The sequence below is a fragment of the Miltoncostaea oceani genome, from assembly GCF_018141545.1.
In the GTDB taxonomy this organism is placed as follows: domain Bacteria; phylum Actinomycetota; class Thermoleophilia; order Miltoncostaeales; family Miltoncostaeaceae; genus Miltoncostaea; species Miltoncostaea oceani.
On the sequence record NZ_CP064356.1, the window covers coordinates 1,955,484 to 1,970,685 of the forward strand.

Here is a 15,202-nt window from a genome sequence, read left to right on the forward strand (position 1 = left end):
GTGGTCCCGCCCGCCCCCCGGGGCGGGCGGGCCGCCGCGCCGACCCGTCCGCGACCCGCGGCGGGCGCGCGCGGGCCGTGTCCCGGCCGGGGGTCCGGGTGCGTTGCCTAGTATGGGCGGCACGTGAGCCCCGCCTCCCCCACCGCCGCCGCCCCCACGGGCACGCGCCTGATCGCCACGGAGGGGCTCGCCAAGGCCTACGGGCGGGTGCAGGCCCTCGACGGGGTGACCGTCGGCATCAGCGCCCGCGCGACGGGCCTCCTCGGCGCGAACGGCGCCGGCAAGTCGACGCTCATGAAGAGCATCCTCGGGCTGGTGCACCCCGACGCCGGGCGCATCGAGGTGCTCGGCATCGACGCCGCGGAGAACCCCGGCGAGATCCGCCGGCGCCTCGGGTACATGCCCGAGCTCGACTGCCTGCCGCTCGACATGACCGCCCGCGACATCGTGGTGCACATGGCGGAGCTCCGCGGCCTGCCGCGCCGCGACGCGGTGCTCCGCGCCTCGGAGGTGCTGTTCCAGGTGGGCCTCGAGGAGGAGCGCTCCCGCCTGATCCGCACGTTCTCGACGGGCATGAAGCAGCGCACCAAGCTCGCCCAGGCGCTCGTGCACTCGCCGGAGCTGGTGATCCTCGACGAGCCCACGAACGGCCTCGACCCCTCCGGCCGCGACGAGATGCTGTCCCTGGTGCGCCGACTGTCGAGCGAGCTCGACATCGCCGTGCTGCTGTCGTCGCACGTGCTGGAGGACGTCACCCGCACCTGCGACGCCGTGGTGGTGCTCCGCGACGGCCGCCTCGTCACCGAGGGCCTCATCGGCGACATGCGCGGGATGATCGACGACGGGGTGTTCGCCCGCGTCGCCGGCGACACGGGCGCCTTCACCGCGGCCCTCGGGGCGCGGGGCCTGCGGGCCGAGCCGCGCGGCGACGGCGTCACCGTCCACGGCGGCGGGTCCGAGGCCGGTCTGCTCGACGGGGTCCGCGACGCCGCCGCCGACGCCGGGGTCGGGCTGCGCGAGCTGCGTCCCGCCGGGCGCACCCTGGAGGACGCGCTCGTGGACGCGATCGAGTGAGCCCCGCCTCCCGCGACGCGGAGATCCGCGACGTCCGCTACCAGCGGTACGACGGCCAGCGCCGCGGCCGCGGCGCCGCCGTCATGTCGCTGGCCCGCTGGGGCGCCCTGCGCTCCCTCGGGGCGCGGCGCGGCTGGAAGGCCAAGGCGATCCCGATCACGCTCATCCTGCTCGCCGTGGCGCCGGCGGTGATCGTGCTGGGCGTCCGCGCCCTCTTCGCCGAGCAGAGCGGCATCGACCTCTCCGACGCCCTCCCGTTCTCCGGGTACCAGGCGATCATCGGCATCGTGATCCTGCTGTTCGCGGCGATCACCACCCCCGAGCTGCTGTGCCCGGACCGCCGCGACGGCACCCTCTCCCTCTACTTCTCGACGGCCGTCTCCCGCCGCGAGTACCTCGCCGGGCGCGTGCTCGCGGCGATCCTGCCGCTGCTGCTCGTCACGCTCGTGCCGCTCCTCGTGCTGTTCGCGGGGATCATGGTCTTCGAGGAGTTCCCGCTGGCGTGGTTCTGGGACAACTGGGACGAGCTGCCGCGCATCCTCGCCGCCGGCCTCATCAACGCCTTCTACTACGGGCTGGTCGGGCTCGCCGTCTCCTCGCTCACGGCCCGCCGGGCGTTCGCCGTCGGCGGCTACCTGCTGCTTCTCGTCGCCCCCACGGTCGTCGGCGGCCTCCTCGGCGAGGTCTTCCCCGACTCGGAGGCCGTGGAGCTGATGAACCTGTCGGTCCTCCCGATCTCCTTCGCCGGCGAGATCTTCCCCGACGCCCGCGACGACATCCCCAACGACCTGTGGCAGTGGGCGCTCATCTACGCGATCGTCGTCGGCGCCGCCGTGCTCGTGCTGCTCCGCCGCTACCGCGCCGGGACCGACGGATGAGCGCCCCCGACCGCCTCGTCTTCACCGGCGTCTCCCGCTGGTACGGCGACACCGTCGCCCTCGCCGACGTGTCGTTCTCCCTCGGGCCCGGCGTCACCGGCCTCCTCGGCCACAACGGCGCCGGCAAGTCCACGGCCCTGAAGCTCTGCGCCGGGTTCAGCCAGCCGAGCAGCGGCACCGTCCGCGTGCTCGGGACGGACCTGGCGGAGAGCCCCGAGGCGTACCGCCGGATCGGGGTCTCGCACGACCGCGACGCCCTCTGGCCGTTCCTCACCGCCCGGGAGATGGTCGCGCTCTGCGCCCGCCTGCGCGGCGTGGCCGACCCGGACGCCGCCGCCGTCCGCGCCCTCGACGAGGTCGGGCTCGGGGACGCGGCCGACCGCAAGCTGAAGGGCTTCTCGCACGGGATGCGCCAGCGGGTGAAGCTCGCGCAGGCCCTGGCGCACGAGCCGGAGCTGCTGCTGCTCGACGAGCCCCTCAACGGCCTCGACCCCGCCCAGCGCCGCGGCGTCGTCGCGCTGATCGAGCGTCTCGGGGCGGAGGGGCGCACCGTGCTGGTGTCGTCCCACGTGCTGCACGAGGTGGAGCGCATGGCGCCCCGGGTGCTGGTGCTCGTCAACGGCCACCTCGTCGCGAGCGGCGCCACCGCCGGCATCCGGGAGCTGATCGCCGACCGGCCGCGGGCGATCCGCATCGAGGCGGACTCCGGCGCCCGCGAGCTCGCCCGCGAGCTGGTGGGCGTGGGGCTCGTGGAGTCGGTGCGCTTCGACGACGGGGCGATGATGGTCGAGTCGTCCGACGTCGACGGCTTCAGCCGGGCGCTGCCCGGCCTGGCGCGCGACGTCGGCGCGCGCCTGCGCCGCGTGGAGCCGATCGGCGACGACCTCGAGAGCGTCTACACCTACCTCCACGAGCGGGCACGCGGGGTCGGCCGGTGACCGCACTCGGGTTCAGCGGGCCGGTCTACCGGCTCACGCTCCGCTCGCTGCTCGACGGCCGGCGCGTGCTGGCCCTCGCCGGGCTCGCGCTCGTCCCGGTGTTCGCGGCCGTCGTGTTCGCGACGGCGGGCGACATCGACCCGCGCATCTTCTGGGCCCGGCTCGCGCAGCGTCTCGTCATCCCGACGGTCACGGCCTTCATCGCCGTCGTCATCGCCGCGGGGGCGATCGGCGACGAACGGGAGGACGGCACGATCCTCTACCTCGCCTCGACGCCGCTGCCGCGCCTCGGGCTGATCGGGACGAAGGTCCTCGCCGCCTGGACCGCCTCGATGATCCTGCTCGCGCCGTCGGTGCTGGTCTCCGGGGTGATCGCCCTGGGTGACCGGGCGACGGCGGAGATGCTGGTCTGGCCGCTCGTCGGCGTCGCCCTCGCGGCGCTCGGGTACTGCGCCGCCGCGGTGCTCCTGGCCATGGTGAGCCGCCGGCCGGTGGTGCTGGGCGTGCTCTACATCCTGCTCTGGGAGGGGTCGATCGCCACGTTCGCGGCGTCCGCGGACCGGCTGTCGATCGCCGCCTACGGCCGCGCGATCGCCGTGGAGGGCGTGGTCGACGTCAACGCGCCCGACGCGTCCGCGGCGGCGGCGGTGGTCATCCTGGTCGTCATCACGGCGGCCGCGACGTGGCTGGCCGCCCGCCGGCTCACGCGGACGGAGCTGCCGTGACCTCCGCCACCCCGTCGCCGGCGACGCACGCGTCCCGCCCCCCCGCCTTGGCCCGGTAGAGCGCCAGGTCGGCCCGGCGCAGCAGGCCCGCCGGACCGTCGTCGGCGTGCTCGGCGACGCCCATCGAGGCCGTCACCCGCCCGACGCGCGGGAAGTCCGCCCCGCGGATGTCGCCCCGCAGGCGCTCCGCCGCCTCCAGGGCCTCCGCCACGCCGGCGCCGGGCAGCAGCCAGGCCAGCTCCTCCCCGCCGACGCGGGCGACGACGTCCTCGCGCCGCGACCGGCCGCGCAGCCGCCGCGCCACCTCCCGCAGCACGTCGTCCCCGGCCTGGTGGCCGTGGGTGTCGTTGACGCGCTTGAAGTGGTCCAGGTCGATCAGGACCAGCCCGAGCGGGGTGCCGCCCCGGGCGGACCGCGCGGCCTCGGCGCCGAGGCGGTCGTGGAAGGTGCGGTGGTTCGCGAGGCCCGTGAGGGGGTCGGTGGTGGCGAGCGCGACCAGGCGCCGCCGGCTGTTCGCGTTGGCGACGGCGAGGGCCACGAGGTCCGCGAGGGCCCGCAGGCGCTCCTCGTCGCGGGGCCGTGGCGTCGGCGCGCCCCGGGACCGCACGAGCCCCCACGGCCGTCCCTCCACCGCGACGGGCACGGCGAGGGCGTCGGGGACGGCGACGTCGAGGGGCACCCGGTCCCCGGCGCGGGAGGGAGCGCCGGACGCCCCGACCACGAGGCCCTCGTCGCCGTGGAACCGCACGACCTCGGCGGCCGGGGCGCCCGACAGGGCCGCCGCCTCGCGGGCGACCATCGCCGCGACGCGCTCGACGTCGGCGGCGGCCGCGACCGCGGCGGTGACGCGCGCGAGGGCCTCGCGCTCGGCGTCGTCGCGCATGCGGTCGGTGACGTCGCGGGAGTCGGTGTGCGTCTCGCGCAGTCGGCCGGTCGGGTCGCGCACCGCCCGGACGGTGGTCTCCATCCACACCCACTCGCCGGTACGGGCCCGCAGGCGGTGCGGGAAGGGGGCCGGGTCGGCGTCCCCCTCGAGCGCCTCCTCGACCCGGGCGCGCTCCTTCGGATGGCAGAGGTCGGGGAGGCGCCGCCCCTCCAGGTCGCGCGGTTCGCGGCCCAGCGACTCGCGGGACGCCGCGGACGCGAACACGACCGTCCCCCCGGCGTCGACGCGCATCAGCAGGTCGCGGCTCCCCTCGGCGAGCTCGCGGAAGGCCTCCGCCGCGGCGGAGAGGGCGCGGTGGCCCCGCGCCCGCCGCGCGAGCACGACCGCCCGGGCCACCACCTCGGCGGGGGCGGTCCCCTCCCGCACCGCGTCGGCGAAGCCGGCGTCGAGCGCGGAGGCGACGGTGGCGGCGGGGGCGTCCCCCGGGACCACCAGGAGCGCGGCCGCGCACCCGGGCAGCCCCACGAGGGACCGGGCGAGGCGCTCGTGGCGCGTGGACGCCCACACGACGACGTCCCAGACGTCCCTGGTGAGGTCGGCCTCGGCGGCCCACGGATCGACCGCGCGCGCGTCCGTCCCGGCCCGTCGCAGCCGTCGCTGGAGCCGCAGGCGCCCGAGGGCGCTGTCCGACACCACGAGGGCGGTCGGCCGAGCCGTGCTCGGCTGGGGACGAGGGGTGGGCACCCGGTACAGGGACCATCGGCCCCTGTCGCCCCGGGCATGAGGGGGCTTCCTCCCCCCCGCGGGACCGTGGTACGGTCCCCCGGCTCGCGGGCCGGGACCCACGCCCCCGCCGCCCGCCCCGCGACCCCTCACCATGGATCGCCCCACTCTCCACGGCCCGAACACGGGGTCACGACCGGTTCTCCGCATGGTCCTCACGGTCCTCGGCGCCGCCGTGCTCGTGGGCGCCCTCGCGGCGATCGGCGGCACCGCGGCCCCCGGGACGCAGGTGCTCGACGCCCGCCGCGACCAGATCCGGACGCTCGAGGCCGAGGTGCAGCGCATCGACGAGAGCGCGCGCGCCGCCGCCGACGCCCACGCCGCCGCGGTCCGCCGCGCCGACGAGCTGCAGGCGCGGATCGCCGGGACGAACGCCTCCCTGGCCGAGGCCCGGCGGGCTCACGCGGTCTCGGTGCAGCGCCTCTCCGACCGCGTCGTCGTCCTCTACCGCACGGGCGACCCGTCGCTGGTGGAGATCGTGCTGAGCTCCGGCGACCTGTCCGACGCCCTCGACGCGCAGCAGGCCCTGGAGCAGATCGGCGTCAACGACCGGCGCATCGTGGAGCAGCTCGAGGGCACCCGCTCCCGCCTGCGCGGCCTCCGCGCCGAGCTGGAGAGCTCCCGCGCGGGAGTCGAGGCGAACGTCCGGGAGAAGGCCGCCCGGCTCGCGGACCTCGAGGGGCTGATCGCCGACCGCCGCGCCGCCCTCGGGGAGGCCCGGACGGCCCTCGACGCGTTGATCCGCCAGGAGGAGCGGCGCCAGGCCGTCTCCGCCGCGCGGGAGCGCGCCGCCGCGGCCGCCGCCGCCGCGGAGGAGAGCGCCGAGCGCGACCTCCTGCGTCGCGCGGGCGCCGAGCCGGCCGACCCCGCCACCCCCGCGACCCCGGCGGCGCCCGCCGCGGACCCCGCGCCCGCACCGGCGGCGGCCCCCTCCGGCGGGGTCTCGGAGCACCTGCAGCGGATCGCCCAGTGCGAGTCCGGCGGCAACCCGACGGCCGTCTCGTCGAGCGGGCTGTACCGCGGCAAGTACCAGTTCGCCGTCTCCACCTGGCAGGGCCTCGGCGGGACCGGCGACCCCGCGGCCGCCCCGGAGGCCGAGCAGGACCGCATCGCCGCGCTCCTCTACGCCCGGAGCGGCCCCGCCCCCTGGCCCGTCTGCGGGTACCGGTAGGTCGTGGCGCCGGTTCGCACGGGGCATCTGCCCCTTGACGGGGCGGGCGGGTCCGAACATAGTCTCGGGCTGGCCGATGACGGTCGAGGATCCGGACGGGGCGCCCACGGCGCGCCGTCCCGCCGACGGGGCACCGCGGCACTCGACACCCGACTCTGCCCCGTGTCCTTCCGCGACCCCGGAGCGCCCTCGTGCGGCCGGTCGCCAGTCGGAGCGGTACGGCCGGACACGTACGGACCACGCGCGAACGGAGACGGATGACGACCCAGGCGGTTAGCGGGCTGACGCGGGACGGCGAGCTGCGCGAGCTGATCCAGCGCGGGCAGGAGATGGGCTTCCTCGGCATGGAGGAGGTCGCGGAGGTCATCGACGGCCTCGGACTCGACGCCGACGCCGTCGAGGCGATCTACCAGCACCTCGAGGAGGCCGGGGTCGATCTGCTGGAGCAGTCGGAGGCCGGCGCCCGCGCCGCGCAGATGGCCGAGGAGGTCGAGCGTCCGCGCAAGACCACCACGACCGTCGAGCAGACCACCGACGCCCTGCAGCTCTTCCTCAAGGACATCGGGCGCGTCCCGCTGCTCACCGCCGCCGACGAGGTCCGCCTCGCGAAGCGCATCGAGCTGGGCGACCAGGCCGCCAAGCAGCAGATGGTCGAGGCCAACCTGCGCCTCGTGGTGTCCATCGCCAAGGGCTACCGCGGCCGCGGCCTGCCGTTCCTGGACCTGATCCAGGAGGGCACGCTCGGGCTCGTCCGCGCCGTCGAGAAGTTCGACTGGCGCCGCGGCTTCAAGTTCTCGACCTACGCGACGTGGTGGATCCGCCAGGCCGTCACCCGCGCCCTCGCCGACAAGGGCCGCACGATCCGCATCCCCGTGCACGTCGTCGAGAAGCTCAACCAGATCAGCCGCGCCGAGCGCGTCCTGATCGGGCAGCTCGGCCGCGAGCCCACCGTCGAGGAGATCGGCGACGCCGCCGGCCTGCCGCCGGACGAGGTCGAGGAGATCCTGCGCTCCGCCCAGCCGACCGTCTCGCTGGAGAAGCCGGTCGGTGAGGAGGAGGAGTCCGAGCTCGGCCGCTTCCTGGCCGACGAGAACTCCGTCGCCCCCGAGGTGTCCGCCGAGACCAGCCTGCGCGAGCAGGCCCTGCGCGACCTCCTCGACCAGCTCAGCTACCGGGAGCGCCGCGTGCTGGAGCTCCGGTACGGCCTGCGCGGCGAGAAGCCCCGCACGCTCGACGAGCTCGGCCGCATGTTCAACGTCACCCGCGAGCGGATCCGCCAGGTCGAGAGCCAGTCGCTGCAGAAGCTCGGCTCGCTGCCGGACTCGGGCCGCCTGGGCTGACCCCTCCCCCGCTGCGGCGGGGCACGGGCGCATCACACGACGCCGGCCGCGGGGCTCCCCCGCGGCCGGCGTCGGTCGTCGACGGCACCACCCGGCCGCGGGGGGCGAGGGGTCAGTTCATGCGGGGGTCGCGCGGCATGCGCGCGATGAGGCGCCAGGAGCCGCCCTTGCGCTCCATCACGCGGGCCCAGAGGCCGTCGTGGTCGTCGGTGAAGACGTCCTCCGCCTCGGCGGCCGCGTCGATCCAGGCCTCCTCCTCCAGCTCGCGCTCCAGCTGGCCGCCCGCCCACCCGGCGTAGCCGCCGAACGCGCGGATGGCGCGGAGCCCGCCGGAGCCGCCGGCGGCGGCCTCGGGGTCGACGATGCCGACCGACCCGAACGCGAGGTTCGCGGCGGCGGGGGGGTCGGTGAAGTCGGCGAGCAGGATCACGGCCTCCGGCTGGACGGGTCCGCCCTCGAAGACGCGCTCGTCCCCCGGCATCAGCTCGGCGAGGTGCGCCGGCAGCGCCTCGCGCGACACGAGCGGCGTCGGCCGGTTCAGCACCAGTCCGAGCGCGCCGTCGGCCGAGTGCTCGAGCATCAGGACGACGGCCCGGGCGAAGTTCGGGTCGACGAGCGCGGGGGCGGCGACGAGCAGCCGTCCGCGGCGGTTGGGCGGACCCTCCGTGCTCACGGGAACATCTCCCCCACCAGGTCGGTGAAGTCGGCGAGCTCGTCGCGGTCCCGGGACACGCAGGCCGCGAGGACGCCGTCGAACACCTGTGACGGGATCGGGCCGAACAGCCCGGAGGCCGCGGCGAAGATCCCCTTCAGCCGGCGCGCCTCGTCGGCGGCGCCGGTCCAGTCGTCCTGATCCACCAAGGCGCGGACGCGCTCGAGGCCGCCCCGGGCGACCTCGCGGTAGCTGGTGGGCTCACCGTCCGCGCGGGCGGACGGCCGGGTCACCCCGTGGTGCGCTTCCGGGAGCGGGACTGGCCGAGGTTGTAGATCGCCCCGCCGAGCACCAGGAGGATCGACGCGAGGAGCAGGAGCCAGAAGACCGGCATGTGGTTCGCGAGCTCGTCGCCCATGTCCTTCACGGCGAAGCCGAAGCAGAACCAGGACAGCGCCACGATCAGGAGGGTCCCGGCGGCGCGGAACGGCCACGTGGCCGGGAGACCCTCGTACTTCGAGTTGTGCGCCAACGTCGGTCCTTTCCCCACGTCTCTGCGAGCGGTCGAAGGCTACCACGGGGTCCGGCGGGCATCCGTGCCCACCGGACCCCGCGGCGCGGGCGGATCGTCCCCGGCGTCAGGCGGCGGGGACGGCGGCGACCAGCTCCGCGACGGGGGTCAGCTCGGCGGCGTAGATCGCCTGGAGGTACGCGAGGCCGGAGTCGTGGTCCTCCTGCGTGAAGGAGTCGACGGCGTCGGGCGGCACGATGATCCGGTACCCGCGGTAGAGCGCGTCGGCGGACGTGTGCCGCACGCAGATGTGCGTGTGCTGGCCGCAGAGGATCACGGTGTCGACGCCGTTCTGCCGCAGCAGGGCGTCGAGGCCCGTCTCGTGGAAGGCCGAGTAGAAGCGCTTCGGCAGCTCCACGTCGCCGTCCTGCGGCGCGAGCTCGCCGATGACGCGGGCGCCGGGGCTGCCCGCCAGGGCGTGCGGGCCCCAGACGCGCTCCTCGAAGTCGCCAGGGAGGTGGGCGTCGTTGGCGTAGACGACGGGCCACCCGCGCTCGCGGGCGTGGGCGGCGAGGGTGGCGATGGACGGGATGATGCGCGCGGAGCGGGGGTTCGCCAGCGCGCCGGTGACGAAGTCGTCGAGCATGTCGACGATCACGACGGCGGGGTTCACGGTGTCCCTCCTGGTGTGCCGATGGGGCCGGCGATCGCGCGCGCGATGCGGCGCTCGCGGGCGAGGACCTGGAAGTCGCCGGCGGCGGAGCGGTAGAGGCCCGCGGGTCGGCCGGGGCCGTCGGCGCGGGCGCGGCCGACCGCCTCGACGACCCCGGCCGCCAGCACGTCGCGCCGGAAGTTGCGGGTGTCGAGCTCGTGGCCGAGGACGGCCTCATAGACCGTCTGGAGCTCGCCGAGGGTGAACGTCTCGGGGAGCAGCTGCAGGGCGATCGGCGCGTACGCCGCCTTCGCCCGGAGGCGCGCGACGCCGTAGCCGAGGACCTCCGCGCCCTCCGCCCCGAGGGCGGGGCCGTCGTCGGTCGGGAACCACCGCACCTCCACGACGCCCGGCCCGGGCGTCAGGGGGTGCCGGTCGGCGTCCACGAGGGCGAGGTGGGCCACGCTGACGCCCTCCCCCCCGTCCCGGTCGAAGGTGTAGAGCTGCTCGAGGGCGACGCCCCGCACGCCCGTCTGCTCGGCGAGCGCGCGGTGCGCGGCGGCCTCGAGGGTGGCCCCGGGCGGCACGGCCAGGCCGGGCAGGGCCCAGACGCTCCCGGGCAGCCGGACGAGCAGCGCGTGGGTCGTCCCCTCGCGCACGCTCACCACCACCAGCTCGACCCGGACATTTTTCATGTCGTCACGACAATAACGCGGGATCGAATTATTGTCGAGCGTCGGCCTCCGCGGTGCGCGTCCCGTCGGCCCACAGGGCGAGCCCCTCGACGAGGTCGTCCCGCCAGCCCAGCATCCCCCAGAGCCCGACCGCGCCCGGATCGCCCACGACCGGCGCGATCGGCAGGTCGACGTCGAGGCGGGCCGCGAGCGCGGGACGACCGGACGTCGCCCGGGCGGCCTCGGCGCAGAGCGCCAATTGGCGTCGTGCGAGGTCGATGTCCGCCCGGGGGTCGGGCGACGGCCCGGAGTGGGCCAGCAGCAGGGCCGTGGGGTCGAGGGCGGCGAGGCGGGCGAGGCTGGCGTCGCCGGCCGCCGGGTCCACGTCGGGCGGCGGCAGGGCCGGGTGCAGGCCGGCGCCCGCCATGCGCACGCCGACGGCGTCGCCGGCGATGACGGCGCCGCTGCCCTCGTGGAGGAGGGAGGCGTGGTGGCGGGCGTGCCCGGGCGTGTGGAGGAGGCGCAGGGCGCCCCCGCCGCCGAGGTCGATGCGGTGCCCGTCGGGGGCCGCGACGATCCGCTCGGCCGGGGTCGGGTCGATACCGCCGTAGATCGACCAGCGGTGGCGGTACACGGCGACCGACCCGGCGAGCAGGCGCCCCGGCTCCGCCAGGTGCCGGGCGCCGCGTTCGTGCACGACGACCGTGGCCCGCGGGAACGCGTGGGCCAGGATCCCGGTCGCCCCGCAGTGGTCGAGGTGCACGTGCGTCGGGACGATCCACGCGAGGTCGTCCGGGCCCATGCCCCGGGAGGCGAGGGCGGCGCGCACGACCGCCGCCGTCGTGCGGGCCCCCGGGTCGACGAGCGCGGGCCGGGGACCGTCGACGAGGTAGGCGGTGGTGATGCCCGGGCGTCCCGCCAGGAGCGTGTCGATCATCGTGATCCCGGGCGGGGCCTCCTGCACGGCCGGATCGTCGCATAGCCTTCCGTCCCGTGGAGGACGGGCGCCAACGCGCGTGGGCCGCGGCCGGTGAGGCCGCCGCCGCGCGCATCGAGGACGGGATGCGGGTCGGGCTCGGCACGGGCCGCGCCGCCGCCGCGGGCATCCGCGCGCTCGGGCTCCGCGTGGCGGGGGGCCTGCGCTGCACCGGCGTGCCGACGTCGCGGGCGAGCGCCGCCCTGGCGCGCGAGCTCGGGATCCCCCTCGGCCGCATGGGCCCGCCGCTCGACCTGGCGTTCGACGGGGCGGACGCCGTCGACCCGGGCGGGCTCGTCATCAAGGGCGCCGGGGGCGCGATGGTGCGCGAGCGCATCGTGGCCGACGCCGCCGCCCTGTTCCTGGTGCTCGTGGACGGCCCGAAGGTGGTGCCGCGGCTCGACGCCTGGGGTGTCCTGCCGGTGGCGGTCGTCCCCTTCGGCGCGGCCCGGGTGCTCGGGGAGCTGGCCGACGTGGGCGCCGTCCGGCGTCCGGGGCTCAACGACGACGGGCTCGTGATCCTCGACCTGCAGGTGCCGGCGGGCGCCGACTGGGTGGCGCTCGCCGAACGGGTGGACGGCCTCGCCGGGGTCGTGGACCACGGGCTGTTCCGCGTCCCCCTCGCGAACGTCCTGGTGGGCGCCCCCGACGGAGGGTGCGCCCCGGCGGGGTAGCCGGGGGACGCCGCTACGATCCCCCGATGCCCGCGCCCTCGCTGACGATCGCCCGCGCCGCCGGAACGCTCTCGCGCCGGCTCGGCCGCGGCGGCGGGACGAGCCTGCCCGGCAAGCTGCTGCTGCGGATGCGCCCCGGGGCGCTGGCCGAGCTGGGCGGCGCCCTGCCGCGGGGCGTGACGGTGGTGTCGGCCACCAACGGCAAGACGACGACGTCGCGCCTGCTGGCCGACTGCGCCCGCGCCGCGGGATGGGAGCTCGTGGCGAACACCTCCGGCGCCAACCTGCTGTCGGGCCTGGCGACCGCCCTGCTCGAGGCCCGCGGCCGGCGGCCCGCCCCCGACGCCGGCCTGTTCGAGGTCGACGAGGCCGCCCTCGTCGAGGTCACCCGCCAGCTCCACCCTCGCGTGCTGCTGCTGATGAACCTGTTCCGCGACCAGCTCGACCGGTACGGCGAGCTGGAGCACCTCGCCGCGATCTGGACGACGATGGTCGCCGGGCTGCCGCCGGACGCCGTCCCGGTGCTGAACGCCGACGACCCCGCGATCGCCGCCCTCGGGACCGGGCGTCCCGGCGTCGTCACCTTCGGCATCGACGACCCCGGCATGGCACTCCCCTCCCTCCCCCACGCCGCCGACTCGACCCGCTGCCGCGTGTGCGAGGCCCCCCTGACGTACACGCTGGTCACGATCGGCCACCTGGGCCACTGGAGCTGCGACGCGTGCGGCGCCGCCCGGCCCGTGCCCGACGTGCGGGCGACCCGCGTCGAGCTGCGGGGGGCGCACGGCATCGCCGTGACGATCGCGACGCCCGAGGGCGAGGTGGCCGTGGAGCTGCCGCTGCCGGGGCTGCACAACGCCTACAACGTCACCGCCGCCACGGCGGGGGCGCTGGCGATGGGGATCCCGGTCGAGGCGATCCGCCGGGGCCTCGCCACGACCACGGCGGCGTTCGGGCGCGGCGAGCGGGTGGTGCTCGACGGCCGCGAGCTGGTGCTGCTGCTCGCGAAGAACCCGACGGGGGCGAACGAGACGGTCCGCACCGTCCTGCTCGACCCGGAGCCGCCGCACCTGCTGATCGCCCTCAACGACCGCACCGCCGACGGGCACGACGTGTCGTGGATCTGGGACGTCGACTACGAGCCGCTGCTGGAGCGGGCCGCGTCGCTCACCCTGACCGGGGACCGCGCCTACGACCTCGCCCTGCGGATGCGGTACGCGGGGGTGCCGGACGACGCGATGACCGTCGAGCCCGACCCGGAGCGGGCCCTCGACCGCGCGGTGGCGGCGGTGCCGGACGGCGGGACCCTCTACGTGCTCCCCACCTACACGGCGATGCTCGGCCTGCGCGAGACGCTCGTGCGGCGCGGGGCGGCCGAGGCGTTCTGGCGTGAGCGATGACGAGGCCCGGCGCTTCGCCGCCGAGCACGCGCACTACACCGAGGACATCGCGTTCTGGCGGGCCGCGGCCCTGCGCCTGCGGGGCCCCGTGCTCGACCTCGGCGCCGCTGCGGGCCGGGTGGCGATCCCCCTCGCGCGCGACGGCGCGGAGGTCTGGGCCCTCGACCGGTCGCCGGCGATGCTCGCCGAGCTGCGGCGGCGGCTCGCGGCGGAGCCCGCGGCGGTGGCGTCGCGGGTCCATCCGGTCGCCGGGGACCTGGCGCACATCGACCTGCCCCACCGGTTCCGCCTGGTGATGGTCGCGATGAACACGCTGCAGGTGCTGACCGAGCCCGCGGACCGGGTGTCGTGCATGGCGGGGGTGCGGCGGCACCTCGACGCCGGCGGGGAGTTCGTGTTCGACGTCGCCCTGCCGGACGTGGAGGAGATCGTCGACTCGATGGGGGTCGAGCGCGACGGCGGCGTCCACACCGACCCGGAGACGGGCGCGGTGCTGCGCCACTCGGCGTGGTACGACCGCTGGGACCCGGGCACCCACACGCTGGAGTTCACGTTGCGCATCCGCGAGACGCCGCCGCAGGGCCCGCCGCGGGAGGCGCTGCGCCACCACCGGGTGCACCTCTTCACCCCCGACGAGCTCGCGTCGCTGCTGGCGGGGGCGGGCCTGGAGCAGGTCGAGGTGCTCGGCGACTTCGACGGCTCGCCGCTGGACGACCTGTCGGAGCGGCAGATCCACCGCTGCCGGGTCGCCGCGTGAGCGGGGCCGCCGCCACGGTGCGCCTCGGCCACCTCTACCCCGCCGAGATGAACATCTACGCCGACCGCGGCAACATCGCGGTGCTCGCCCGGCGGCTCGCGTGGCGGGGGATGGCCCTCGAGGTCACGGAGCTCGGCGTCGGCGCCCCCGTCGACCCCGCCGCCCACGACCTCTACTACCTCGGGGGCGGGCAGGACCGCGACCAGGCCGTCGTCGCCGAGGACCTCGTCGCGACGAAGGCGGAGGGGCTGCGCGCCGCGGTGGCGGACGGGGCGGCGGCGTTGTGCGTGTGCGGCGGCTTCCAGCTCGCCGGCCACGGCTACACCGGCACCGACGGGTCCCGGATGCCGGGGATCGGGATCCTCGACCTCGACACCGTCGCCGGCCCGACCCGGCTGATCGGGAACCTCGCGATCGAGGCGGAGCTCGACGGCGAGGTGCGGAGCGTCGTCGGCTTCGAGAACCACGCGGGCCGCACGCGCCTCGGATCCGGGTGCCGGCCGCTCGGGCGGGTCGTCCACGGGCACGGCAACAACGGCGAGGACGGCGGGGAGGGCGGCGTCGGGGGCCGCGTCATCGGGACGTACCTCCACGGCCCCCTGCTCCCGAAGAACCCGTGGATCGCGGACACCCTCCTCCGCTGGGCCCTCGCCCACCGCCTCGGGGACGCCCCCGTGCTGGAGCCGATCGACGACGCGCTCGAGGAGCGCGCCCACGCGGCCGCCGTCGCCCGGGCCGCGGGGGGCCGCCGCCGGTGAACCGCGTGCTCGTCTCCGTGCACCACACCCACGGGCACTCGGGGGTGGTCATCGGCGACGGGGGCGTGCTGCTCGTGCGGAACCTGCGGGCCGCGGGGGCCGGGTGGGAGGCGCTGCAGGGGGAGCGCCCCGGCGTCCTGACGTGGCCGGGGGACCACCTCGTCGCGGGCGGGCTGCTGCCGGGCGGGGCCGCCGGCGCCGAGCTCGTCGTCGGGGGACGCCGCGCGAGCGCCGTCGTCGCGCGCGGCGCCTGGATCGTCGCCACCCACGTCCCCACGCGCCCCGTCGAGGTGCGCTTCACGGGGCCCGACGGCGCGGAGCTCGGGCGGGCGATGGCGGCCGGCTGACGCCGC

At 76.6% G+C, this 15,202-nt stretch carries 18 protein-coding genes; 11 read left to right on the top strand and 7 right to left on the bottom strand.

From position 1 onward, the window contains the following. Positions 1-123: 123 nt before the first annotated feature. Genes IU369_RS09995 through IU369_RS10010 form a run of 4 tightly spaced genes read left to right on the top strand, consistent with a single transcriptional unit; the run spans position 124 to position 3,615 of the window. Positions 124-1,074: an ABC transporter ATP-binding protein gene (locus IU369_RS09995; protein WP_217920834.1), complete on the top strand. Its 951-nt coding sequence runs from the start codon at positions 124-126 to the stop codon at positions 1,072-1,074. Continuing rightward, positions 1,071-1,952 (top strand): ABC transporter permease subunit, encoded by an 882-nt coding sequence (locus IU369_RS10000; protein WP_217920835.1) that lies wholly within the window; start codon positions 1,071-1,073, stop codon positions 1,950-1,952. The genes IU369_RS09995 and IU369_RS10000 overlap by 4 nt, the downstream gene beginning before the upstream one ends. Then, positions 1,949-2,890 (top strand): ABC transporter ATP-binding protein, encoded by a 942-nt coding sequence (locus IU369_RS10005; RefSeq protein ID WP_217920836.1) that lies wholly within the window; start codon positions 1,949-1,951, stop codon positions 2,888-2,890. The genes IU369_RS10000 and IU369_RS10005 overlap by 4 nt, the downstream gene beginning before the upstream one ends. Next, a complete protein-coding gene (locus IU369_RS10010; RefSeq protein ID WP_217920837.1) occupies positions 2,887-3,615 on the top strand; it encodes an ABC transporter permease in 729 nt (242 codons plus the stop codon). The genes IU369_RS10005 and IU369_RS10010 overlap by 4 nt, the downstream gene beginning before the upstream one ends. Here the strand turns inward: IU369_RS10010 and IU369_RS10015 are convergent. Then, entirely contained in the window at positions 3,593-5,194 is a 1,602-nt protein-coding gene (locus tag IU369_RS10015; RefSeq protein ID WP_217920838.1) for a GGDEF domain-containing protein, read from the bottom strand. The two genes, IU369_RS10010 and IU369_RS10015, sit on opposite strands and share 23 nt — an antisense overlap. Before the next feature lie 238 nt (positions 5,195-5,432). Here IU369_RS10015 and IU369_RS10020 point away from each other — a divergent pair, with 238 nt between their 5' ends. Both IU369_RS10020 and IU369_RS10025 read left to right on the top strand, forming a co-directional pair. Beyond that, complete coding sequence (locus IU369_RS10020; protein ID WP_217920839.1) at positions 5,433-6,455, top strand: transglycosylase family protein; 1,023 nt, start codon at positions 5,433-5,435, stop codon at positions 6,453-6,455. Between the two features lie 257 nt (positions 6,456-6,712). Beyond that, positions 6,713-7,795 carry a sigma-70 family RNA polymerase sigma factor gene (locus IU369_RS10025; RefSeq protein WP_217920840.1) on the top strand — a complete coding sequence of 361 codons (1,083 nt, stop codon included), beginning with the start codon at positions 6,713-6,715 and terminating at the stop codon, positions 7,793-7,795. A 112-nt stretch (positions 7,796-7,907) separates the two neighbouring features. On the opposite strand, the gene IU369_RS10030 is transcribed toward IU369_RS10025, so the two are convergent. The 6 genes from IU369_RS10030 to IU369_RS10055 all read right to left on the bottom strand — a co-directional run bounded on the left by IU369_RS10030 (position 7,908) and on the right by IU369_RS10055 (position 11,248). Continuing rightward, a complete protein-coding gene (locus tag IU369_RS10030) occupies positions 7,908-8,468 on the bottom strand; it encodes a YqgE/AlgH family protein (RefSeq protein WP_217920841.1) in 561 nt (186 codons plus the stop codon). After that, on the bottom strand, positions 8,465-8,740 hold the full coding sequence (locus IU369_RS10035; RefSeq protein WP_217920842.1) for a hypothetical protein: 276 nt from the start codon (positions 8,738-8,740) through the stop codon (positions 8,465-8,467). The genes IU369_RS10030 and IU369_RS10035 overlap by 4 nt, the downstream gene beginning before the upstream one ends. After that, positions 8,737-8,979, bottom strand: coding sequence for a hypothetical protein (locus IU369_RS10040; protein ID WP_217920843.1), 243 nt, complete (start codon positions 8,977-8,979; stop codon positions 8,737-8,739). The genes IU369_RS10035 and IU369_RS10040 overlap by 4 nt, the downstream gene beginning before the upstream one ends. Before the next feature lie 106 nt (positions 8,980-9,085). Continuing rightward, a complete protein-coding gene (locus tag IU369_RS10045) occupies positions 9,086-9,631 on the bottom strand; it encodes a cysteine hydrolase family protein (RefSeq protein ID WP_217920844.1) in 546 nt (181 codons plus the stop codon). Continuing rightward, the gene (locus IU369_RS10050) at positions 9,628-10,305 is read right to left on the bottom strand and encodes an NUDIX hydrolase (protein WP_217920845.1); all 678 of its coding nucleotides are present in this window, start codon (positions 10,303-10,305) and stop codon (positions 9,628-9,630) included. Before IU369_RS10050 ends, IU369_RS10045 begins: the two co-directional genes overlap by 4 nt. A 28-nt stretch (positions 10,306-10,333) precedes the next feature. Beyond that, positions 10,334-11,248 (bottom strand): MBL fold metallo-hydrolase, encoded by a 915-nt coding sequence (locus tag IU369_RS10055; protein ID WP_217920846.1) that lies wholly within the window; start codon positions 11,246-11,248, stop codon positions 10,334-10,336. Positions 11,249-11,277: 29 nt separating this feature from the next. Here IU369_RS10055 and rpiA point away from each other — a divergent pair, with 29 nt between their 5' ends. From rpiA to IU369_RS10080, 5 genes are read left to right on the top strand one after another with little or no spacing between them, the layout of a single operon-like run. After that, a complete protein-coding gene (gene rpiA, locus IU369_RS10060) occupies positions 11,278-11,934 on the top strand; it encodes a ribose 5-phosphate isomerase A (protein WP_217920847.1) in 657 nt (218 codons plus the stop codon). Between the two features lie 26 nt (positions 11,935-11,960). Then, the gene (locus IU369_RS10065) at positions 11,961-13,334 is read left to right on the top strand and encodes a MurT ligase domain-containing protein (protein ID WP_217920848.1); all 1,374 of its coding nucleotides are present in this window, start codon (positions 11,961-11,963) and stop codon (positions 13,332-13,334) included. After that, positions 13,324-14,091, top strand: coding sequence for a class I SAM-dependent methyltransferase (locus IU369_RS10070; protein ID WP_217920849.1), 768 nt, complete (start codon positions 13,324-13,326; stop codon positions 14,089-14,091). The genes IU369_RS10065 and IU369_RS10070 overlap by 11 nt, the downstream gene beginning before the upstream one ends. Beyond that, on the top strand, positions 14,088-14,849 hold the full coding sequence (locus IU369_RS10075) for a type 1 glutamine amidotransferase (protein ID WP_217920850.1): 762 nt from the start codon (positions 14,088-14,090) through the stop codon (positions 14,847-14,849). The genes IU369_RS10070 and IU369_RS10075 overlap by 4 nt, the downstream gene beginning before the upstream one ends. Further along, complete coding sequence (locus IU369_RS10080; RefSeq protein ID WP_217920851.1) at positions 14,846-15,196, top strand: hypothetical protein; 351 nt, start codon at positions 14,846-14,848, stop codon at positions 15,194-15,196. The genes IU369_RS10075 and IU369_RS10080 overlap by 4 nt, the downstream gene beginning before the upstream one ends. Positions 15,197-15,202 lie beyond the last annotated feature (6 nt).